General features: G+C 69.6%; 19 protein-coding genes and 1 pseudogene. 10 read left to right on the forward strand and 10 right to left on the reverse strand.

Features of this window, described 5'->3' with window-relative positions:
• Positions 1 to 58 precede the first annotated feature (58 nt).
• Complete coding sequence (locus tag M8859_RS18505) at positions 59 to 907, forward strand: LLM class flavin-dependent oxidoreductase (RefSeq protein ID WP_195070944.1); 849 nt, start codon at positions 59 to 61, stop codon at positions 905 to 907.
• Between the two features lie 128 nt (positions 908 to 1035).
• Here M8859_RS18505 and M8859_RS18510 read toward each other — a convergent pair whose 3' ends face one another.
• Both M8859_RS18510 and M8859_RS37295 read right to left on the reverse strand, forming a co-directional pair.
• Positions 1036 to 1971: a 4-(cytidine 5'-diphospho)-2-C-methyl-D-erythritol kinase gene (locus M8859_RS18510; protein WP_159929222.1), complete on the reverse strand. Its 936-nt coding sequence runs from the start codon at positions 1969 to 1971 to the stop codon at positions 1036 to 1038.
• A 378-nt stretch (positions 1972 to 2349) separates the two neighbouring features.
• A pseudogene (locus M8859_RS37295) lies at positions 2350 to 2823 on the reverse strand (SDR family NAD(P)-dependent oxidoreductase); the annotation flags it as partial.
• A 77-nt stretch (positions 2824 to 2900) separates the two neighbouring features.
• On the opposite strand from M8859_RS37295, the gene M8859_RS18520 reads away from it, so the two are divergent.
• Positions 2901 to 3494: a TetR/AcrR family transcriptional regulator gene (locus M8859_RS18520; protein WP_159929218.1), complete on the forward strand. Its 594-nt coding sequence runs from the start codon at positions 2901 to 2903 to the stop codon at positions 3492 to 3494.
• Here M8859_RS18520 and M8859_RS18525 read toward each other — a convergent pair.
• A complete protein-coding gene (locus M8859_RS18525) occupies positions 3491 to 4384 on the reverse strand; it encodes an Abi-alpha family protein (RefSeq protein ID WP_159929216.1) in 894 nt (297 codons plus the stop codon). The genes M8859_RS18520 and M8859_RS18525 overlap by 4 nt on opposite strands.
• Positions 4375 to 5649, reverse strand: a complete 1275-nt coding sequence (locus tag M8859_RS18530; RefSeq protein WP_223520691.1) for a DUF445 domain-containing protein — start codon at positions 5647 to 5649, stop codon at positions 4375 to 4377. Before M8859_RS18530 ends, M8859_RS18525 begins: the two co-directional genes overlap by 10 nt.
• Positions 5650 to 5889: 240 nt before the next feature.
• Between M8859_RS18530 and M8859_RS18535 the strand changes: the two genes are divergently transcribed.
• Positions 5890 to 6768 carry an Abi-alpha family protein gene (locus tag M8859_RS18535; RefSeq protein WP_159929212.1) on the forward strand — a complete coding sequence of 293 codons (879 nt, stop codon included), beginning with the start codon at positions 5890 to 5892 and terminating at the stop codon, positions 6766 to 6768.
• A 458-nt stretch (positions 6769 to 7226) separates the two neighbouring features.
• Positions 7227 to 7754, forward strand: a complete 528-nt coding sequence (locus tag M8859_RS18540; protein WP_159929310.1) for a nuclear transport factor 2 family protein — start codon at positions 7227 to 7229, stop codon at positions 7752 to 7754.
• A gap of 1 nt (position 7755) precedes the next feature.
• Here M8859_RS18540 and M8859_RS18545 read toward each other — a convergent pair whose 3' ends face one another.
• The gene (locus M8859_RS18545; protein WP_195070945.1) at positions 7756 to 9399 is read right to left on the reverse strand and encodes a peptide chain release factor 3; all 1644 of its coding nucleotides are present in this window, start codon (positions 9397 to 9399) and stop codon (positions 7756 to 7758) included.
• 303 nt (positions 9400 to 9702) lie between these two features.
• Here M8859_RS18545 and M8859_RS18550 point away from each other — a divergent pair, with 303 nt between their 5' ends.
• On the forward strand, positions 9703 to 10299 hold the full coding sequence (locus tag M8859_RS18550) for a 50S ribosomal protein L25/general stress protein Ctc (RefSeq protein WP_159929208.1): 597 nt from the start codon (positions 9703 to 9705) through the stop codon (positions 10297 to 10299).
• Positions 10292 to 10879: an aminoacyl-tRNA hydrolase gene (gene pth / locus M8859_RS18555; protein WP_159929308.1), complete on the forward strand. Its 588-nt coding sequence runs from the start codon at positions 10292 to 10294 to the stop codon at positions 10877 to 10879. Before M8859_RS18550 ends, pth begins: the two co-directional genes overlap by 8 nt.
• A 30-nt stretch (positions 10880 to 10909) precedes the next feature.
• Here the strand turns inward: pth and M8859_RS18560 are convergent, their stop codons facing one another.
• Positions 10910 to 12562, reverse strand: coding sequence for a fatty acyl-AMP ligase (locus M8859_RS18560; RefSeq protein ID WP_159929206.1), 1653 nt, complete (start codon positions 12560 to 12562; stop codon positions 10910 to 10912).
• A gap of 126 nt (positions 12563 to 12688) precedes the next feature.
• A complete protein-coding gene (locus M8859_RS18565; protein WP_159929204.1) occupies positions 12689 to 13873 on the reverse strand; it encodes an aminotransferase class V-fold PLP-dependent enzyme in 1185 nt (394 codons plus the stop codon).
• 176 nt (positions 13874 to 14049) lie between these two features.
• Here M8859_RS18565 and egtA point away from each other — a divergent pair, with 176 nt between their 5' ends.
• The 4 genes from egtA (at position 14050) to egtD (ending at position 18752) form a co-directional block, all read left to right on the forward strand.
• Complete coding sequence (gene egtA / locus M8859_RS18570; RefSeq protein WP_159929202.1) at positions 14050 to 15387, forward strand: ergothioneine biosynthesis glutamate--cysteine ligase EgtA; 1338 nt, start codon at positions 14050 to 14052, stop codon at positions 15385 to 15387.
• Between the two features lie 130 nt (positions 15388 to 15517).
• Entirely contained in the window at positions 15518 to 16864 is a 1347-nt protein-coding gene (gene egtB, locus M8859_RS18575; protein WP_249644604.1) for an ergothioneine biosynthesis protein EgtB, read from the forward strand.
• A gap of 90 nt (positions 16865 to 16954) precedes the next feature.
• Positions 16955 to 17764 (forward strand): ergothioneine biosynthesis protein EgtC, encoded by an 810-nt coding sequence (egtC, locus tag M8859_RS18580; RefSeq protein ID WP_159929198.1) that lies wholly within the window; start codon positions 16955 to 16957, stop codon positions 17762 to 17764.
• Positions 17765 to 17780: 16 nt separating this feature from the next.
• Complete coding sequence (gene egtD, locus M8859_RS18585) at positions 17781 to 18752, forward strand: L-histidine N(alpha)-methyltransferase (RefSeq protein ID WP_159929196.1); 972 nt, start codon at positions 17781 to 17783, stop codon at positions 18750 to 18752.
• Positions 18753 to 18776: 24 nt separating this feature from the next.
• Here the strand turns inward: egtD and M8859_RS18590 are convergent, their stop codons facing one another.
• The 3 genes from M8859_RS18590 to M8859_RS18600 form a co-directional block, all read right to left on the reverse strand.
• Positions 18777 to 19421 (reverse strand): DUF2461 domain-containing protein, encoded by a 645-nt coding sequence (locus M8859_RS18590; protein ID WP_195139768.1) that lies wholly within the window; start codon positions 19419 to 19421, stop codon positions 18777 to 18779.
• Between the two features lie 50 nt (positions 19422 to 19471).
• Complete coding sequence (locus tag M8859_RS18595; protein WP_249644605.1) at positions 19472 to 20329, reverse strand: hypothetical protein; 858 nt, start codon at positions 20327 to 20329, stop codon at positions 19472 to 19474.
• Between the two features lie 104 nt (positions 20330 to 20433).
• On the reverse strand, positions 20434 to 20694 hold the full coding sequence (locus tag M8859_RS18600) for a hypothetical protein (RefSeq protein ID WP_159929192.1): 261 nt from the start codon (positions 20692 to 20694) through the stop codon (positions 20434 to 20436).
• Positions 20695 to 20708: the final 14 nt, after the last annotated feature.

The following is a 20708-nucleotide window of genomic DNA, read 5'->3' on the forward strand; positions in this document are numbered from 1 at the left end:
GCAGCGAGGTGTCGGCGGGCGGCACCGTTCCCATTCCGTTTGTTTTCTGGAGGATCCCATGCACGTCGGTCTCGGCCTGCCCATCTCCGACCCCGCCGCCCTGCTCGACTGGGCCCGGCGCGCGGACGCGGGGCCGTTCCGCACGCTCGGCCTACTGGACCGGCTGGTCTACGACAATCCCGAACCGCTGATCGCGCTGGCCTCGATCGCCGGTGCGACCACCCGAGTCAAGATCCAGACCGAAGTGCTGCTCGCGCCGCTGCGCGACCCGGTGCTGCTGGCGAAACAGGTCGCCACGCTGGACCGCATGTCCGGCGGACGTCTGGTGCTCGGCCTCGGCGTCGGCGGCCGCGCCGACGACCACATCGCCTCGGGTACCGACCTGCGTACCCGCGGCCGCCGCCTCGATGAGCAACTCGCGCTTATGCGGCGCCTGTGGTCCGGGCAGCCTTTCAGCGCCGAGTGCGGGCCGATCGGCCCCGCGCCGCTGCGGCTGGAAGGACCCGAGATCCTGTTCGGTGGTTTCCAGCCCGCCGCACTCGAACGCGTCGGCCGGTGCGGCGGAGGCTTCCTCGCCGCCGCACCGCCTTCCTGGGCCGGCAAGCTTTTCGACACCGTGCGCCGCTCCTGGACGAACAACGGCCGGCCGGGTGCGCCGAGAATCGTCGCCCAGGTCAATGTGGCCCTCGGCCCCGACGAGGTGATCGAAGACGCCCGCGCGTCGATGGGCGCCTACTACGAGTTCAGCGACTACACCGAAGGCATGCTCGCCGGCATGCTCACCACGCCCGCGCAGATCCGCACGACCGTCGCCGAATTCGGCGATCTCGGCGCGGACGAGGTGATGTTCTATTGCTACGGACGCGATGCCGATCAGATCGACCGGCTCGCCGACGTGCTTTCCTGACCATCCGCTGTCCACGCCGCGCGCGTCCTCCCTGGGTCCGAGCGTTGCGCGGAAGGACGCCGCGGGCGCCGACGAACCGCGCGCGGGTTCTCCCAGCGAGCCGTCGCGCCCGTCCGGACGTGCGACGGTCAGTGCTTCCCGGACGGCTCGCCGCTGAGAATGCGCGCACCCGGCACGGGGCCGCTGGCCGTCCGCACGCTGCGGCAGACGCCCGCGCCCGCGAGTTCGGCGGCCACCGAGATCGCCGATTCCTCGCTCTCGCAGAGGAAGGCGCAGGTGGGCCCGGAGCCGGAGACCAGTCCGGCCAGCGCGCCGGCGGTGACCCCCGCGCGCAAGGTGCGGCGCAGTTCCGGCCGCAGCGACAGCGCCGCCGCCTGCAGATCGTTGCCGAGCAGGGGTGCGAGCTGGTGCGCGTCGCCGGAGGCCAAGGCCTGCATCAGCTGCTGCGGCTCGCCGAGCCGAGGCGGTCGCCCGTGCTCGCGCAGCCGGTCGAGTTCGGCGAAGACGGCCGGTGTGGACAGGCCGCCCTTGGCGAAGGCGAGCACCCAGTGAAAGGTGTTGCGCGACAGCACCGGCAGCAGGCGTTCGCCGCGGCCGGTGCCCAGCGCGGTGCCGCCGTGCAGGGCGAACGGGACGTCGCTGCCGAGTTCGGCCGCCACCGCGCCGAGTTCCTCCCTGGACAGTCCCAGGTCCCACAGCTCGTTCAGCCCGACCAGCGCGGCGGCGGCGTCGGCGCTGCCGCCCGCCATGCCTCCGGCTACCGGGATGCCTTTGGCGATGGCGATTTCGACCAGGGGAGCGCGGCCGCCGAGATGTGCGAGGCGGACGGCCGCCTTCCACACCAGATTCGTCCGGTCGGTCGGCACGTCCGCGGCGCCCTCTCCGGTGACCCGCACGGCCAGTGAAGCCGACGGAGCGATCTCCAGATCGTCGCTCAGCGACAGCGCTTGGAACACCGTGGTCAGGTCGTGGTAGCCGTCGGCCCGCAGGTCGCCCACTCCGAGATGGAGGTTCACCTTCGACGGCGCCCGCACGGTGACGGGACTCGGCACTACTGACAGCACGGTGCTCAAGCCTAATGGGAGTAGCCGGGCGATGCCGTCGGTGTGGCTCACGTCGGGGGAGCCGGCGAAGGCTGAGCGAACTCCGCGCGTTACAGCAGTCCGCCGCCGGTGGCATCGATCCACTGCCCGGTCACCCACCGCGCGTCGTCGGAGGCGAGGAACCCCACGACGTCGGCCACGTCCGCGGGCTGCCCCACGCGCTGGAGCGGGGACATCGCCGCCACCTCCGCCTGGGTTTCGGCATTGCGGAGCCAGTTCGCGTTCATGTCGGTGTCGATGATGCCCGGCGCCACCGCGTTCACGGTGATGCCGCGGGCGCCCGCGGGCGCCGACCTCTTTGGCGAGCACGGTGGTGAAACTATCGATCGCGGCTTTGGTCATGGTGTAGGCGATCAATTGCGGCATGTACGCCCCGTGGGTCAGGCCGGTGGAGATGTTGACGATCCGGCCGCCGGCACGCAGCCGGTCCAGGCCCAGGCGAGTGATGAAGAAGGGCGCTTTGGCGTTGACCGCGAAGACGCGGTCGAAGGCCGCCTCGTCGGTTCCGGCGATCGGCTCCCGGATGCCGTCGATGCCCGCGTTGTTCACCAGGATGTCCAGCCCGTCGGCGTGCGCGTCGAAGGCTGCCCACAGAGCCCGCGCGTCACCGGGCACGCCCAGTTCGGCCCGAATGGCGAAGGCCGCGCCGCCCGCCGCCTCGATCGCGGACACCGTCTCCTTCGCGGCCTGCTCATCGTTGTTGTAGTGGACCGCCACCCGCGCGCCGTCGCTGCCCAGCCGTTCGGCTATCGCCCGGCCGATGCCCCGGCTGCTTCCGGTCACCAAGGCGGTCTTTCCAGTCAGTGCGCCCATCGCGCACCCCTTTCTCTAGCGGTCGCTACAGAAAAACACGGTAGCACATTGTCTAGTGATCGCTATAGAATGTCGATATGGGTACGACGACCCGGGGACGGCCGCGATCCTTCGATCGGGACGCGGCGCTGGAGAAAGCCATGCGGCTGTTCTGGGCGCGCGGGTACGAGGCCACCTCGATCGGCGACCTGACCGCGGCCATGGGCATCGGCGCACCGAGCCTGTATGCCGCGTTCGGCGACAAGAAGACGCTGTTCGAGGAGGTGGTCGCGAATTTCGGGGGGCGTTACGGCGGATTCGTCACGCGGGCGCTCGCCGAGGAGGGCAGCGCCCGGGCAGCGGTCGGGCGCATCCTGCGGGAGGCGGCGACGGAGTACACCCGGACGGACTGCCCGCACGGCTGTCTGGTGATCAGCGCGGGCGTCAACACCACCAGCGCCGAGATCGCCGATCTCCTGCGCGACATGCGCAATCGGAACATCGACACCTTCGCCGCGCGGATCCAGGCCGACATCGACGCCGGCGTCCTGCCCGACCACCTGGACGCGCGGACTCTGGCCCGCTACGTCGGCACGGTGATGCAGGGCATGTCCCAGGCGGCGCGGGACGGCGCGAGCCGCGACGAGTTACGAGGGGTGGCCGAGCTGGCGCTGCGCGGCTGGGGAGCCTAGTGCCCCGAGGCGCGGCCGTCCTGCACCACCACGGGCAGGCAGGTACGCACGAAGTCAGCGCCGAAGTCGGTGAGCACCACGCTGCGATAGATCACCTTGGTGCCGAAACCGGACCGCTTCAGGATCTCTCGCACCGGCGACTGCGCCTCCAGCAGCTGGTACCGGTTCGGATTGCCGACCGGCTCGCGCGCGTGCTCGACCAGGCCGAGCCTGCGCAAGTTGGTCAGGTACTGCTGGATCCGATTGGGGAAGCGCAAACCGGCGTGCTCGCCGATCAGCGTGAGCATCGAGCCCAGGCGTTCGGAGCCGAGCGCGCGGGGACGGCCGGTGCGGATGTCGATCGAGGGCTGCGGACCGTCCAGACGCAGGAAGCGCAGAATGCGCGCCTCGTCCGGGGTCAGCTCGGCGAGCATGCCCGCGAAGGCCGGGTGGTTGTCGTCCTCGCCGTGCGGGCTGGCCGACAACCGCAACAGCGCGGCGCCCTGCTCGCGCAGCGTGGGCACGGCTTCCTGCCCGGGCGGTTCCGCGGCGGATGGGAGGCCGAGCGCTTTGCGCATCGCGTCGCGGACCTCGGCCTCGGCCTCGGCCAACACTTCTCGCGGCGGCGCTCCCTCGATGCTGCGCCGCACCACGGTCGAGGTGACGCCGACCGCGGTGCCGACGCTCCAGGAGGTCACCTCGGTGACGGCGCTCCAGGCGACCCGGGCGACGCCAGTCGCGGCACGCACGGTGGCCACGGGAACCGTTGCACGCCTCGGGGATCGGTCGGTGCGAGCGATGTCGGAAGCGGGCCGCCGAGCGATGTCGTGCGACGGCTCGGCGTTCGCTTCCGTCGCATCGCTGTGCTCGACGGCCTCGAGATCGCCGTCGTCCGGATCCGCTACAGCCATGATGTCGCCACTCCCGTTCCGAAGATCAGGATATGAGCGTATCCGGCGAACAGCCCCAGCACGCCGCCATGGACGAAAAGAAGCCACTCGTCTTGCTTGATGGCCGCGCGGAGCATGTCGACGAAATCCGGTGGCGACAGCATCGCCATCTGCCTGGCGATGTATTCGTTGATCTGCCTGCCCTGGCGGACGTTGAACTCCGGGTCGGCGAACGCGATCGGCGCGATGGCCATGGCTTCGCTGGTGAAGGTCGACTGCAAGGAGTCGTATTCGCGGCTGCCCAGCATGAACTTGACCGCGGGTCGCGCGGGGCCGAGCGCGCGGTCGGCGGCCGGTCGCAGCGTGTCCTCGAGCATCTGCATGGTGCGGTCCGAGCGCGGGCCGTTGAGCAACTCGTCGCCGATATTCGCCACGGTGATCACCTGGCTGGAAACCAATTCCGCGTATCCGTCGGTGATTTCGGACTTGCGTTTGATCAGCAGGCCCTGCCGCCACGGCGCCCACCACTTCGGATAAGCGGGCGCGAAGATCATATTGATGCCGATCCAGTTGACCACCCATCCGATGATCACGCCGCCGATCGGCAGTACCACCAGGCTGGACCAGCCGGTCAGATGCAGGGCGGCGACCAGCAGCGCGCCCATCGGCGCGCCGAAGTAGAAACCGAAGTTCTGCATGAATCGCAGTTCTTTTGCCCCGAGCACCTGGAACAGGGTGTTGAGCAGATGCGGCCGAGCCTGGAAGTAGCGGATCACCATCTGCTTCACATCGAGCAGCTGATCGATATTCGCGCCCAATTCCTCGGTCAGCTCGCGCAGGATCTCCGGCAACTGCTGGCGCACCCTGGCGTGCACCATGTCGCGCACCTGGGCGGGCAGGTTGTACCAGAGCTGGGGATGCTCCCGGCGCAGGATGTCCTCGACGATGTCCTTGATCTGCGCGTCGGCGATGCTGGCCAGATGCTCGGCCAGTTTGTCCGGCTCGAGTTCCCGGTAGAAGTCCGAGACGCTGCCGAGTTTGGCCAGACCCTTGTCGACCGCGATGCTGGCCATCTTGTCCGCGCGCGACGGGACGATGCCCTGCCAGCCGAATCGGCCGTCGTAGCTGAGCAGTGGGAGAACTTGAATTCGTTTGGGAAGGAACGGATACAGTGCGCGCAGGCCGGGAACTCGGACACCGTGGAAGGCGACCGGCTTGAACAGCATGAGCACGCCGGTCCAGTTGGTGATGTAGCCGATGACCCCGGTGAAAAGGGGTATGGTCACGAGCTCGAGGAGGATCGTCGGGTGGATTCCGAATACGCTCTCTAACACGACACCCTCCTGCCGATACACCGGTGATCGCCGCCTCACCGGCACCCAAAACTAGCACCCCCTCGACGAAGAAACGCTATTGCGCGCCGCGTGCCGGTCGCACTGTCCGAGTCAGGTGGTGCGAATGACCGGCGACACAAGGGGAAGTAATCTGTGGGACGGATTCGTTCACCCGGCGACATCGGAGAAAACGTGGCAGACGACAGAACCGGACAGGACGTGGCCCGTGCCGCTTCCCGCGCCGTCGAGCGCAGTTCGGATGTCGAACAGCGGCAGATCAGCAATGAGGCACGGCTGATCCGCGGCGTGTTCCGCGCGGCCGGACTGGCCGCGGGCACCGTGGCGCGTGGAAGCCAGTGGGCGGTCGGCACGACCTACGAGGTCACCAAGGAGATCACCCAGGCGGCGCTGGACGGGGAATCCTCGGCCGAGATCGCCGAGCGGACCGGAAAGGCGTTGCGTTCCATCGCCCGCAGCGCGCTGGGCGTCACCGAGGGCTCGGTCCGGGAAATCGTCAGCTACGTCCCGACCTCCAACGGTCCCGCCTCGCAGCAGGCGCTGGCCGTCGGCTCCTACTTCCGGTCGGCGAGCACCGAGGAACTGCGCCGCCGCGGTGACGCGCTGCTGGCCAGGTCGGCCGACGTCTACTTCACCGAGGACGTGCACCCGGCCTACGACCGCATCCTCGACCAGCTCGCTCCCGACGAGGCGCGCATCCTGCGCTTCATGGCGCTCAACGGCCCGCAGCCGTCGGTCGACGTGCGCACCAACCGTCCGCTCGGGATCGGCTCGGAACTGGTGCAAGGGGATCTCACCTCGGTCCCGGAGCAGGCGGGCGTGCGCTACCCGGACCGCGCGCGGTCCTACCTGATCAACCTCAACCGCCTCGGCCTGACGCTGACCTCGGACGATCCGGTGGTGCTGAGCCGGTACATGGTGCTCGAGGTGCAGCCGGTGGTGGAGGCGGCGCTGAAGAAGGCGGGCCGGGCGCCGAAGATCGTCCGCAAGAGTCTCCGGCTCACCGAGTTCGGCGAGGACTTCTGCCGCACCTGCTTCACCATCGGAAGCTGACATCCCGAGTTGATCTTCGCCGGAATGTTTCCCCTTACCGTGATAGCAATCTGATACAAGTCTCCCAATCCGGCACTCGGGATGGGATTGTTGAGGGTATGGATCAGCGAATCGGCGGGCAGGGGCGCGGCGACCCGGGTTTGGGCATCGCTGGGCAAGTGCGGAACGACCGGGGCACTGGCTCCGGTGGACAGCAGCGCGACGACCCGGGTTTGCACCCGGGCCGGCAGGAGCGCGGCGGGGTGGGAATCGATCCCGGTGGACCGGAGCCGGGCGAACAGGACATCGACCCGGGCGGGACGGGTCAGGGGCGCGGTCGGCGGGCGACGAGCACCGGTGAGCGCGATCCCGGCGACAGCGCCGATGGGCGGCTGCGCTTCGACGCGGGCCCGATCGACTTCGGACAGGTGCGCGACGATCCGCGGTCGGGTCGCGGCCGTGGCAACGAGGAGCGGGAGGTGGACGACGTATCGGCGATCTCCCGGCTGAAGTACCGGTACCTACGCACACTCGACACCAAGTCGTGGGACGATTTCGCGGACACCATGATTCCGGAGGCGACCGCGACCTACAGCGAATATCTCCAGTTCGAATCCCGTGAGGCGTTCATCGCGTTCATGCGCAACACGCTCGGGCCGCACGTGATCACCGAGCATCGCTGCGACCACCCCGAGATCGACGTCGAGGGCGACACCGCCAACGGTACGTGGTACCTCGCCGACACGGTCCTCATACCGGGCCACAACATGCTGCTGCGCGGCGCGGCCTTCTACACCGACCGTTACGTCCGCTGCGACGACGGACGCTGGCGGATCTCGCACACCGGTTACGAACGCACCTATGAAGTGGTGCTGTCCCTCAGCGACCTGCCCAGCCTGCGCCTGACCTCCAGCCGCTGGGGCCTGATCGCGAAAGAGGACGGCATCTCCTCGGTCGAACGCGACCCCGGCGTGCCGCCGCTGCGGCCGGAGTCCGAGGCAGGCTGACTCAGTCGGCGGTGGCGACCAGGGGCTCCAAGGTGAGCGCCGGGTGCTCCTTCTCGATGTATTGCAGCCGCCACTTGTCGCTGAACAGCGCGAGCAGCGCGCCGTCTGAGCGGGTGAACACCTCCACCCCGCGCTGCCGCCCGAGTGCGTCCGCCGACGCGGCGTCGGTGCGCCGGGCCAGCGTGTAACCGAGGTGCTCCATCGTGGTCTCCACGTTGAACTCCGTGAGCATGCGCGCGGTCACCACTTCGAACTGCATCGGGCCGACGGCCGCCAGGACGGGGGAGGCGTCGCCGCGGATGTCGTTGCGCAGCACCTGCACGACGCCCTCGGAGTCGAGCTGGTCGACGGCCTTGCGGAACTGTTTGTACTTGCCCGCGGAACGCGCCCGCAGCACGGCGAAGTGCTCCGGCGCGAACGACGGGATCGGCGGGAACTCCACCTTCTTGTCCACGAACAGCGTGTGGCCCGGAGCCAGCGCCGTCGCGTTGACCAAGCCGACGACATCACCCGGGTAGGCGGTGTCGACGGTGGCGCGCTCGCGGCCGAATACGGTCAGCGCGTACTTCGTGGCGAACGGCCGCCCGGTCTGCGCGTGGGTGACCACCATGCCGCGTTCGAACTCGCCGGACACGATCCGCATGAAGGCGAGCCGGTCCCGGTGGGCGGCGTCCATTCCCGCCTGCACCTTGAACACCACCGCGCTGAACGGGTCACCGGGCTGCCGCGGATTGCCGTCGACGTCTGGCCGCGCGCCCGGGGCCGGTGCGAGCGCGACCAAGGTTTCCAGCAGCTGCCGCACGCCGAAGTTCAGCATCGCGGAGGCGTAGATGACCGGCGAGGTCTGCCCGGCGAGGAACAATTCCTGGTCGTGATCCTGTCCGGTGGCCGAGAGCAGCTCGCTCTCTTCCACGGCGGTCGTCCACGGCTCGCCTTCGCGCGCTTCGGCGGCCTCGGGCGTGAGCGACTCCTCCGGCGCGATGGTCGCGCCGCCCGCGGTCCGGGTGAAGTGGATGTATTCGAGCGGGACGCCGTCCGGGCCGCGGCGCAGGAGGCCGCGGAAATCTCCCGCGATGCCGACCGGGAGGAACAGCGGGGTGGGGGTGAGGCCGATCCGCTCATCGATCTCGTCGAGCAGTTCCAGCGGAGCCCGGCCCGGCCGGTCCCACTTGTTGATCACGGTGATCACCGGGATGCCACGGTGGCGGCACACCTGGAACAGCTTCAGCGTCTGCGGCTCCAAGCCCTTGGCCGCGTCGATCAGCATCACCGCGGCGTCGACGGCGGTGAGCACCCGATAGGTGTCCTCGGAGAAGTCGGAGTGGCCGGGGGTGTCGACCAGGTTGATCACGTTGTCGACGTCGGAGCCCTCGACGCGGTAGTTGAACTGCAGCGCGGTCGAGCTGACCGAGATGCCGCGCGCCTTCTCCATCTCCATCCAGTCCGAGACGGTGGACTTGCGCCCGGCCTTGCCGTGGATCGCGCCCGCCTCGGAGATCATCCTGGCGTGCAGGGCGAGCGCCTCGGTGAGCGTGGACTTGCCGGCGTCGGGGTGGGAGATCACCGCGAACGTCCGCCGACGGGCGACCTCGGCGGGTAACCCGCGCGGTGCGGGCGCGACAACACCCTCGGGGGAGGCGCTCAACGCAGACAACCTTTCGCAGACGACCGATCGGCAACCACGCCAGCGTACGCGACGCGCCCGAGCGCGAGCCGAACCGCGGGTGACCACCCGATTCAAAGAGCGCCCCTGCGCTGGGGTATGGTGTTCGGGTTGTCTCGGCGAGGGTGACCGCAGACCAGATTTGCGACACCGTGATCGACGCGGCTCGGCTTCCGGCCGTCCTCGTTCGGTCTTCGCCCCGACGAATAGACCACCCCGTCAGGTGTGCGGAACACCTCACGTGTAATTGACCAGCCCGGAAGAGCCGTAGGAGTAGATCCAGTCATGTCCGACGTCAACCTTCTCGAAGCATCCGTACGTACCGAGTTCGGCAAGGGCGCCGCCCGCCGCACCCGTCGTGCGGGCAACGTCCCGGCCGTGCTGTACGGCCACCAGTCCGACCCGCAGCACCTGTCGGTCAACGCCCAGGCCTTCGCCGCCATCCTGCGTGAGCACGGCACCAACGCGGTGCTGAACCTCGTCATCGACGGCCAGAAGCAGCTCGCGCTGACCAAGTCCGTCGTGGTGCACCCGATCCGTCGCTACATCGAGCACGCCGACCTGCTGATCATCAAGCGCGGCGAGAAGGTCACCGCCGACGTGAACATCGCCATCACCGGCGAAGCCGCTCCCGGCACCCTGGTCACCCAGGAAGCCACCACCGTCTCCATCGAGGCCGACGCGATGAAGCTGCCCGAGTCCATCGAGGTCTCCGTCGAGGGCGTCGAGGCCGGCACCCAGATCACCGCGGGCGCGCTGGAGCTGCCCGCCGGTGTCAGCCTGGCCACCGACGCGGAGATCCTGATCGTCAACGTCATCGCCGCCCCGGCCGCCGAGTCCACCGAGGGCGAGGCAGGGGCCGAGGGCGAGAGCGCTGAGTAACACCGAATCGTCCGCCGGGCCCGCGCTCGTCGTCGGACTGGGTAATCCCGGTCCCGAGTACGAGCGCACCCGGCACAATGTCGGTTTCCTGGTCGCCGACGTGCTCGCCGAGCGCGTCGGCGGCCGTTTCGGTGTGCACAAGAAATCCGGCGCCGACCTGCTGCAAGCCCGGCTGGACGGGCGCCAGGTGCTGATCGCCAAGCCGCGATCGTTCATGAACCTGTCCGGCAGGGCGGTGGCCGCGCTGGCGAGGTTCTTCTCCGTGCCGCCGACCGAGGTGATCGTCGTGCACGACGAACTCGACCTCCCCTTCGGGGCGATCCGGCTCAAGCGCGGCGGCGGCGAAGGCGGGCACAATGGTCTTCGCTCCGTCTCCAGCGCCCTGACCACCAAGGACTACCTGCGTACCCGCATCGGCATCGGCCGCCCGCCGGGCAGGCAGGATCCGGCCGATTATGTGCTCAAGCCGTTCGCGGCGCCGGAGCGCAAAGAGGTGCCGGTGATCATCGAGCAGGCCGCCGACGCGGTGGAACTGCTGCTGCGCGTCGGGTTGGAGACCGCGCAGAATCAATTGCACTGAACGCGACAGCGTTCGCGGCGACCGCGCCGATCATCCGCGCGGCAGATGGATCGCGGTCGCCGCCCTGCGCAGTTTGCCGGAGGAAGTCTTCGGCAGCGCGCCGGGTCCGAGCACGGTGACGGTACGCGGCCGCGCGCCGACCTCCGCGAAGACGGAGTGCACGATCTCGCGCTCGATGCGCCTGACCTCTTCGTGGTTCTGGTGGCTGTTGCTCTCCACCACCACGGCGAAACTCTCCCGGTGCTGGCCCGCGTCCAAGCGCACCGCCACCGCGTTCCCGGGGCGCACGCCCGCCACCCTGGTGGCCGCGCGCTCGATATCGGTCGGATAGATGTTGCGCCCGCCCATGATGATCACGTCTTTCATCCGGCCGCACACCACGATCAGTCCCTCGTCGGTGAAGTAGCCGATGTCGCCGGTGTCCAGCCAGCCCTCGCTGTCCTGGGCCGACTGGAAACCATCCACCGTCACGTACCCGGAAGTGACGGCGGGACCGCGCAATTCGATCACGCCCACCGACCGGGTGGGCAGCGGCTGGCGCTCGCTGTCGACGACCCGCCCCTCCAGTTGGTCGACCAGATAGCCGAGGGTGGGCAATCGGCGGATGTTGGCGGGATGCCCGTGCTCCTCCGGCACGGGCACCGCCTTGCCGAGCGCCTCGAGCAGGTCGGCGTCGACCACGTCGAGCACCTGCCCGTGACCGGGATCGGGGATCGACACGGCCAGCGTGGTCTCGGCCATGCCGTAGACGGGGGTGAGCGCCATCGGGTTGAGCCCGAAGCGTTTGCCTGCCTCGGCCAAGGCGTCCATGGTGTCCGGATCGACCGGTTCGGCGCCGTTCCACATGTAGCGCACACTGCTGAGGTCGAACGCGCCGTCGTCGGCCTGCCGCAGCCGCCTGGCGAGCAGGGAATAGGCGAAATTCGGTGCGGCGGTGACGGTTCCGCGGTACTTGCTGATCAGATCGGCCCACAGCAGCGGCCTGGTGAGGAAGTCCATCGGCGTCACGCAGACCACTTCGGCGCCGAACTGCATCGGCACACTGAGGAATCCGACCATGCCCATGTCGTGGAACAGCGGCAGCCAGCTGACCATCACGTCGTCGCCGAGCTGGAATTTCACCCGGTCGAACATGGCGTGGGCGTTGACGAAGAAGTTCTCGTGCGTGATCCGCACCGCCTTGGGCGAGCCGGTCGACCCGGAGGTCAGCTGCTGCAAGGCGATATCGCCCTCGGCGGTGGGCACCGGATCGATGTCGGGACTGTCGGGCAGTTGGTCGATGCGGACCACGGTGATGCCGCGCTCGCGCAGCAGCGGCTCGGCCGCCTCGAACGGCGCGCCGAGCACGACCGCGCGCGCCTCGATCATGGTCAGCACCGTCTCGGTGTCGCGCGCCCAGACCACCAGGTCGGTACGCGGGGTCGGCTGGTGCAGCATGGTGATCGACGCACCGCGCATCCAGACGGCCTGGCAGGCCGGGGCGATGTCGACCGGCATGCCTGCCAGCACGCCGACCGCGTCGCCGTGCCCGATGCCCGCTGCCGCCAGCCCGCCCGCCATACGCCGGGCGATCCGGTGGATTTCGGACCAGGTGCGCCGCAGCGGGGCACCCGGCTCGCCGGTGACCAGTCCGCGCTCGGAGGTTTGCGCCGTGGCATACATCTCGTCGGTGAACCTGCTCAACGTCAACTCCTCCATCACCACCGTCGCCGGGAATCGGCCTCCCCCAACTATCCCGCCATCGCGGCGCGGCGTTAACCCCCTTTCTGGGGGCGCAGGTCGGACCGGGGTCGGGCGGTGCGGCGCGGTCTACAGCGAGGCCACCGCGGCGACGAAGCGATCGAGTTCGTCGAAGCCGACGAAGCAGTGCGGCGAGGCGCGCACGACGGAGGCGAGGCCCCGGCCGTTCATGTCCAGCAGGGTCGAGCCGGCGTGGCTGACCGTGACCGTGATGTCCTGCGCCAGCAGCCGGTCGCGCACCTCGACGGGGTCGACGCCGTCGACGGTGAAGGACACGATGCCGCTGTGCCGGATGCCGAGGTCGCGCACCGTCACGCCGGGAATCTCCGGCAGCGCCTTGCGCAGGTGCTCGGCGCGGGCCGCGATCGCGGCGTAGACGTCTTCCGGGCCCAGCTCGAGCAGGTATCGCACCGCGGCGCCCAGGCCGAGGCGGCCGGCGACGTCGCATTCCCAGAACTCGAAGCGGCTGGCATCCGGTGCGAGCCGGTAGTCGCTCGGACCGGTCCATTCCGCGCCGTGCAGGTCGAGCCGTCCGGGCTCCATCGACCGCGCCAATTCCGGCCGCAGATACAGAAACCCGGTGCCGCGCGGGCCGCGCAGCCACTTGCGACCGGTGGCCGACAACGCGTCGACACCGAGCTCGGCCACGTCCAAGGGCAGCTGCCCGGCGGACTGACAGGCATCCAGCAGCACCAGCGCGCCGACGGAGTGCGCGATCCGGGTCGCCTCGGCGGCGGGGTTCACCAGCCCGCCGTTGGTCGGCGCGTGCAGCACCGAGACCAGCTTGACCCGTTCGTCGACCAACGCCTCCAGCGCGTCGAGGTCGATCTGCCCACTGCCGTCGCTGGGGATCTTCTCCACCGTGGCGCCGGTGGCTCGGGCGCGTTGCAGGGCGGCGATGGCATTGCTGGCGTAGTCGGCCTCGGAGACCAGGACGCGGTCGCCCGCGGCGAGTGGTACCGAGTAGAAGAAGTCCGCCCAGGAGCGGGTGGCGCTGTCGCTGAGCGCGATGCTTTCCGGTTCGGCGTTGATCAGCGCGCCGATCGCGGTCTTGACCTCGGCGAGATCATCGAGCCGTTCGTTCGCGGCGCGATAGCCGCCGATCTCCGCCTCCCGCCGCAGGTGCGCGACAACGGTCTCGGTGACGACCCGGGGCGGCAGCGACGACCCGGCGCTGTCGAGGAAAACCGGGCCTGGTCCGGGCCCGGACGCGCATCCGGGAGTGTCGGCTCGTACGCGATCGTCATCCAGCATGGAGCCGACCTTATCGGGTCGAATGTTCGGCTTCATGTCAGTTTCTTGTCGGTCCGCGTGGCTACGCTGGATGGATCGCCACACGCGAATTTCGGCCCGCGAGAGGAATACGACGGCGCCGAATGGCGATAATCGAAGAGCAGCGGACTACGTCCCGGAGCCCACTGGAGGTCGGCATGGCGGTGACGCTCGAGCGTTCTGAGTCGGCTGGTTGTGCCACCGAGCAGGGAGAACTTTCCTCCCGGGCCGCGGCGGAGGCCTACATCGGGGGGGTGTGCTTCAAGCTCGGGCCACCGGCCCTCATCGGCGCCGAACTCGAGTGGCTCACGGTGCACGGTGAGTGTTCGGCGTCCGGCCCTTCGGCCGCTCCGCGCCCCCAGCTGTCGATGTTGGCGGACGCGCTCGGACCGTACGCACCACGGTCCATCGCCCCTGATTCGCCGGCGCTCGCGCTGCCGGGGGGCAGCCGGGTCACACTCGAACCCGGAGGTCAGATCGAACTCTCCAGCGCCCCTTACGGCGCTGCCGCGCAGCTGTGCGAGCGGCTGCGTGACGATGCCCGCCTGTTGCGGGAACTTCTCGCTTCCCGGTCCATTCGCACCGTTTCCGTCGCCGCCGACGCGGACCGCCGCCCCAAACGCTTGCTTCAGTTGCCGCGCTATCGCGCGATGGAGCGCTCCTTCGGCGGCATCGGTCCTTTCGGCAAGCTGATGATGTGCAACACCGCGGCGACCCAGGTCAGTGTCGACGCGGGTGCCGACCGTGCGGACGTCACCGCACGCTGGACCGCCCTGAACGCCGTCGGCCCGGCCCTGCTGGCCGCCTTCGCCTGCTCACCCTCCCTGCGCGGCGCACCGCCCGGCGCGTGGGCGTCCCAGCGCATGCGGGCATGGCTGCGGCTGGACAACATGCGCACCCGCCCGCCGGTGCTGGACTGGACCGATCCGGTGGCCGCGTACGGCAGATGGGCGCTGGACGTGCCGCTGCTGTGCGTGCGCGGGCCCGGCGGGACCACCGAACGCGGTGACGGTGACGAGGGATGGTCCGCACCGCCCGGAGCGACATTCGCCGACTGGCTGTCCGGCGCGCTGGACGACGAGGTCGGCCGCCGCCCGGACACCGGCGACCTCGACTATCACCTGACCACGCTGTTCCCTCCGGTGCGTGCCTCGGGCCACTTGGAAGTCCGCTACATCGACGCCCAGCCCGGTGACATGTGGACCGTTCCGGTACACGTGTTCGAGGGGCTCATGTCCAGCCCCGCGGTGGTCGCCGAGGCGAGCTCGATCGCCGCGCCGCTGGCCGGTCGCTGGGTCGACGCCGCTCGCTACGGATTGGCCGATCCGGACATCCGTGCCGGTGCGGTCGCCCTGCTGCGGCTCGCGGCCGAGCACACCGCGACCGACGAGGCGGCCCGCGCCGTCCGAGTCGCCGCCGAACGATGTCACCGTGGTCGGACCCCGACCGACGACGACACCGGCAACGGCTCCGAGCCTCCGGGAGCGGCCCCGTGACGACGATGCACCCGCTCTTTTCCGACGGCGTCCCGGCCGACCAGGCCGGCGTGAGCCGAAGCGCCCGCCGCGGCACCGACACCCGCGGCCGCGCGGCCGCCGATCAGCACGAACTCCGGAGACGTTTCCCGTGACCACTTCGCATTCCGCCCCGACCGACAACTCCGGCACCGAACAGCTCCGCGACCGGATCGCCGACGTCCTCACCCGCGCGCGACAGCGCACCCTCACCCTCACCGACTGTGTCGACGAAGCCGAACTGGTGGCCCAGCATTCGCGGCTGATGAGCCCGCTGGTCTGGGACCTCGCACACATCGGCAACCAGGAAGAACTCTGGCTCGTGCGCGATGTCGGCGGCCGCGACCCGGTGCGCGCCGACATCGACGAACTCTACGACGCCTTCAAGCACGCCCGCGCGAACCGGCCCACGCTGCCGCTGCTGGACCCCACGCAAGCCCGCGGCTACGTCGGCGCCGTGCGCGACAAAGTGTTCGATGTGCTGGAGCGCAGCGACTTACGAGGTCGTCCACTGATCGACGGCGGTTTCGCGTTCGGAATGATCGCTCAGCACGAGCAGCAGCACGACGAGACCATGCTGGCCACCCATCAGCTGCGCACGGGAGCCGCCGTGCTCTCCGCGCCCGCGGCGCCGACTTCGGCGGCGCCGGTCACGGGGGAAGTCGTCATCCCGGCGGGTGAATTCACCATGGGCACTTCGACCGACGCGTGGGCGCTGGACAACGAGCGCCCCGCCCATCAGGCCCTGGTGCCCGGTTTCGCGATCGACGCCGCGCCGGTCACCAACGAGCAGTACCTGGCCTTCGTCGACGACGGCGGCTACGAGCGGCGCGAACTGTGGTCCGAGCGTGGCTGGGCGCACCGCGTCGAGGCGGGCCTGGTCGCGCCGCAGTTCTGGGAGCGCGATCCGTCCGGGCGCTGGTGGCGGCGGGTCTTCGGGGTGATGACCCCGCTGCGGCCTCGGCAGCCGGTAGTGCACGTGTGCTGGTTCGAGGCCGAGGCCTACGCGAACTGGGCAGGCAAGCGCCTGCCCACCGAAGCGGAGTGGGAGAAGGCGGCCAGGTTCGACCCGGCCACCGGCGTGTCGCGCCGTTTCCCCTGGGGCGAGGCCGATCCCGATGCCGCCACCGCCAACCTCGGGCAGCGTCACCTGGAGCCCGCCGAGGTCGGCGCGTATCCGGCAGGCGCGTCCCCCGCGGGTGTGCACCAGCTGATCGGTGACGTGTGGGAATGGACCGCCTCCGGCTTCGAGGCGTACCCGGGATTCCGCGCGTTCCCGTACCGGGAGTACTCCGAGGTGTTTTTCGGCGGCGACTACCGGGTGCTGCGCGGCGGTTGTTTCGGCACCGATCCGGTGGCCTGCCGCGCCACCTTCCGCAACTGGGACCACCCCGTCCGCCGCCAGATCTTCGCCGGGTTCCGCTTGGCGCGAGACCTGCGGCCGGGAGAAGGCGAGTGAGCGACCGCGGACACGCCGCGTGCCGGCCGGAAGGCCGCAGCGACGCGGCAGGCGGCCCCTGCCCGGCCACGGTCGTCGCGGTGGATGCCGATGTGTAGACACCTCGGCTACGTCGGTCCGCCGGTGCGGGTGGGCGAGATGTTGACCCTCGGTTCCCATTCACTGCGCACCCAGGCCTGGGCCCCGCGCGACATGCGCCACGGCGGCACCATCAACGCCGACGGCTTCGGCGTCGCCTGGTGGCGCGTCGCGGCGGACGAAACGGTCACCGCCAGCCGTTACCGCAACGCCGCGCCGATCTGGACCGACCCGGCGGTGGACGAGGTGCTGCCGCAGCTGGAGTCCGCCGCCGTGCTCGCGGCGGTGCGGTCGGCGACGGTCGGCATGCCGGTCGAGCGGTCCGCGTGCGCGCCGTTCACCCGCGACCGCTGGGCGTTCAGTCACAACGGCGTGGTTCCGGACTGGCGTCGCACCCTCACCGGCGTGGCCGGCGAGTTCGCGCTCATCGCGGCCGAACTGGGCGCCGAGGATCTGTTCACCCCGGCGCGGCTGCTGGAGGCGGAATCGGCCACCGACGCCGCCACACTGTGGGTGCTGCTGTGCGATCTGCTGTCGACCAGTTCCCCGGACGGTGAGTGGTCGGCGGCTCCGGCGGCGCTGCGGCTGCTCGTGTCCGCGATCCTCGGCCGGGCGCCGGAGGCACGCCTGAATCTGCTGCTCTCCGATGGCGCGCAGCTGTGGGCGACCACCTGCTCCCACTCCCTGTCGGTGCTGGTGACCGACGATTTCGCACTCGTGTCCTCCGAACCGTTCGACGACGACCCACGCTGGCGATCGATCCCGGACCGCAGCCTGGTCAGCGCCAAGCCCGGCACGCTGTCCGTCGACGCCCTCCTCTGACCCGAAAGGCCCAGCCATGACCGCAGCCACGCTGGACATCCACCTCACCGAAGACGATCTGAACGCGGCGCTCCGCTCGGACGCCCGGCTCGGCCTGGAAGCTACCCCGAAATGGTTGCCGCCCAAATGGTTCTACGACGGCAGGGGTAGCGAGCTGTTCGAGCGGATCACCGAGCTGCCCGAGTACTATCCGACCCGCACCGAGCGCGCGCTGCTGGATCGGGTGGTCGACGAGATCGCCGACGCCGCCCAGGCCGAGGTGCTCGTCGAGCTCGGCGCGGGATCGGCGGCGAAGACTCGCCTGCTGCTCACCGCGTCGATCGCCCGTGGGCCGTTGAAGACATATGTGCCGCAAGACGTTTCATCGACGGCGCTGCGCGCCGCGGTGGACGAGGTCGCGACCGAGTTTCCCGGGTTGGCCGTGCACGGTGTGGTCAGCGATTTCACCGGCACCTTGGACACCCTGCCGCGCGGCGGACGCCGAATGATCGCCTTCCTGGGCGGCACCATCGGCAACCTGGTCCCCGAGGAGCGGTCCGCATTCCTCGCCAGGATCCACGACGTGCTCGAACCGGGTGAGCAACTGCTGCTCGGAGCCGGGCTGGTCACCGACCCGGCGGTGCTCGTCCCCGCCTACGACGACGCGGCGGGTGTGACCGCCGAGTTCAACCGGAACGTGCTGCACGTGTTGAATGCCCGGTTGCGCGCCGACTTCGCGCCGGAGAAGTTCCGGCACGTCGCGGTCTGGGACGCGGAGCGGGAGTGGATAGAGATGCGGCTGGAGGCGAGCGAGGACATGACCGTCACGGTCGGCGACCTCGATCTGACCGCGCGCTTCGGCCGCGGCGAACAGATACGCACCGAGATCTCGGCGAAATTCCGGGTCGAGGGCCTCGACGCCGAACTCGCCGCCGCGGGCTTCGACACCGGACACGTGTGGACCGATCCGGACGATCGCTTCGCGCTGGTCCTCGCCGGGCGGCGCTGACGGCGCTCCCGTCGGCGGCGGTCACTACGACGGCACGCCGCCGACCACCGCCGCGAGCCACTCGACCAGCGGCCGCATAGTCTCCCACGCGGAGCGGATTTCCTTCGCCGCGCGCGGGGTTTCCAGCCAGGCGGGCGCGCCGAATTCCTTGCCACAGGTGATGGACTTGTGGCGCAGCAGGTCGATGCGCGGATGGTCGGCGTCGTAGCCCTTGGGGCGGGTCTTCAGTTTCTCGCCGTCGATGGTGTAGCCCGCGTGGGCGAGTTCCGCGAGGATCGCCGCCAGTTCCGGTCCGCGCACCTCGTCATCGATGGTGGCGCGCAGCTGCGCGAGCTGGTCGGGCGAGCCCTGGTAGAAACCCCCGCCGACGAACAAGCCCGCGGCGTTGATCTGGACGTACCAGCCCACGCCCGGCGCGGCGCGCACCACAGCGCCCTGCGCGGTCTTGTACGGCGACTTGTCCTTGGCGAATCGCACGTCCCGGTAGGGCCGGAAGATCTTTGCCGGTCCGAAGTCCGGTTCGAGATCGGTTACGAGCGCTTTCATCGGCGCGAGCACCGACTCGTCGTAGATCTTCTTGTGCGCGGTCCAGAACGCCTTGGAGTTGTCGGCTTCCAAGTCCTCGTAGAAGTCCAGCCCCGCCAGCGGAAAGCCTGTGAATCCGGTCATGCTCGCGCACCCGCCGAGCTGGTGTCACCGAAGAGACGCATACCGAGAATCTACGTGGTGAGGTCTCCGCCGAACACGGCGAACCCTACGACCAAGCCGATCACCATGCCGACGCCCGACGCGATCGCTGCCCATTTGCCGAGCGATTCACCCTTGTTGTGTCCGATGACGCCCAGGATTATCCCGGCCGGGCCGAAGAGGATCGGGCAGAACAGCACCGCGGTGACCGCGCAGACGAACCCGATGATCGAGTACACCTGACTTCCCGGCTGCCTCGGTGGTGTGCCATAGGGTTCGTAGCCCTGCTGCGGGTAGGACGGGTAACCGTACTGCGGCTGCTGCCCGGACGCCGGATAGTTGTACACCCCGCCCGCCGGGTACTGGGGTTGTCCGGTCGGCGGATACGGCTCCTGGGCGTCGGCGGGCTGCCCGGTGGGCGGATAAGGCGATTGCCCACCTGACCCGTATCGCGTGTGGTCGTCCGGCGTGAACCGCTGCGTCGACTCGTCGGGCGGGGGCTGCGGCGCGGAGCCGGACAAGGGGTCCTCCGGCGCGGCGGGTTCGGCGCCCCAGGACTGTTGACCACTCGGGCCGTCGGCGCCCCATGGCTGGGGTTCGGCGGGCTGGCCGCTGGGTTCGGCTCCCCACTGGCCACCCAGCCGGCCCGCGTGCTGCGTGCCGCCCGGCTGCCACCATTGGTCCGCGGCCCCCGGCTCGGTCTCCGGCGGCCGCGCGGCAGCGGGGTCGTGCTCGGTGGGTTGTCCGCCAGGTGTCTGGGCCGGAGCGGCGCCGGTCAGCGGCTGGGCAGGCTCGTCACCGGAGGAGTCCCCGGTCTGCTTCGGCGACGACGGCGACTCCGACGGCCGCGGCTCGTCGTTCGTGTGCTCCGGATCCTTCGGCGTGCTCATCGCACCCTCCTCGTATCGTCCCGGTCACGCAACCTATGCCTACCACGGTGAACGCGGCGTCGTCCTCGATTGCGCCGGTGTGGCGCGTCGAGGCGGGCGGGGTCTCAGAGGTCCTCGTCGTCGACGATCTCGATAGCGGCCACCTCGGCGGACCGGTCGTCGGCCTCGTCGTCCTCGGCCCGGCCGTCGCCCGGTGTCCACTCCTGATCCAGCTCGTCGCCGATGCCGAGCCTGCCGTCGTCCTCGTCCTCGTGGTAGCGGATGCGCAGGTCGTCGGGCGGATCCTCGATGTTGCGCTGATACTCGCGGATCTCGTCCTCCTGGTCGTCATCCCCCATCTCGGTTTCCAGCGGGTCACGGTCCATACCCTCAGTATCCC

The organism is Nocardia sputi, from assembly GCF_023501985.1.

Excerpts from the sequence above, each read along its gene's own strand:
- egtD (WP_159929196.1), top strand. The coding sequence starts at position 17,781 with ATGACCGCAGCCACGCTGGACATCCACCTCACCGAAGACGATCTGAAC.
- M8859_RS18565 (WP_159929204.1), bottom strand. The coding sequence starts at position 13,873 with ATGCTGGATGACGATCGCGTACGAGCCGACACTCCCGGATGCGCGTCC.
- M8859_RS18595 (WP_249644605.1), bottom strand. The coding sequence starts at position 20,329 with ATGAGCACGCCGAAGGATCCGGAGCACACGAACGACGAGCCGCGGCCG.
- M8859_RS18505 (WP_195070944.1), top strand. The coding sequence starts at position 59 with ATGCACGTCGGTCTCGGCCTGCCCATCTCCGACCCCGCCGCCCTGCTC.
- M8859_RS18590 (WP_195139768.1), bottom strand. The coding sequence starts at position 19,421 with ATGACCGGATTCACAGGCTTTCCGCTGGCGGGGCTGGACTTCTACGAG.
- egtA (WP_159929202.1), top strand. The coding sequence starts at position 14,050 with ATGGCGGTGACGCTCGAGCGTTCTGAGTCGGCTGGTTGTGCCACCGAG.
- M8859_RS18550 (WP_159929208.1), top strand. The coding sequence starts at position 9,703 with ATGTCCGACGTCAACCTTCTCGAAGCATCCGTACGTACCGAGTTCGGC.
- M8859_RS18600 (WP_159929192.1), bottom strand. The coding sequence starts at position 20,694 with ATGGACCGTGACCCGCTGGAAACCGAGATGGGGGATGACGACCAGGAG.
- egtC (WP_159929198.1), top strand. The coding sequence starts at position 16,955 with ATGTGTAGACACCTCGGCTACGTCGGTCCGCCGGTGCGGGTGGGCGAG.
- M8859_RS18525 (WP_159929216.1), bottom strand. The coding sequence starts at position 4,384 with ATGGCTGTAGCGGATCCGGACGACGGCGATCTCGAGGCCGTCGAGCAC.
- M8859_RS18520 (WP_159929218.1), top strand. The coding sequence starts at position 2,901 with ATGGGTACGACGACCCGGGGACGGCCGCGATCCTTCGATCGGGACGCG.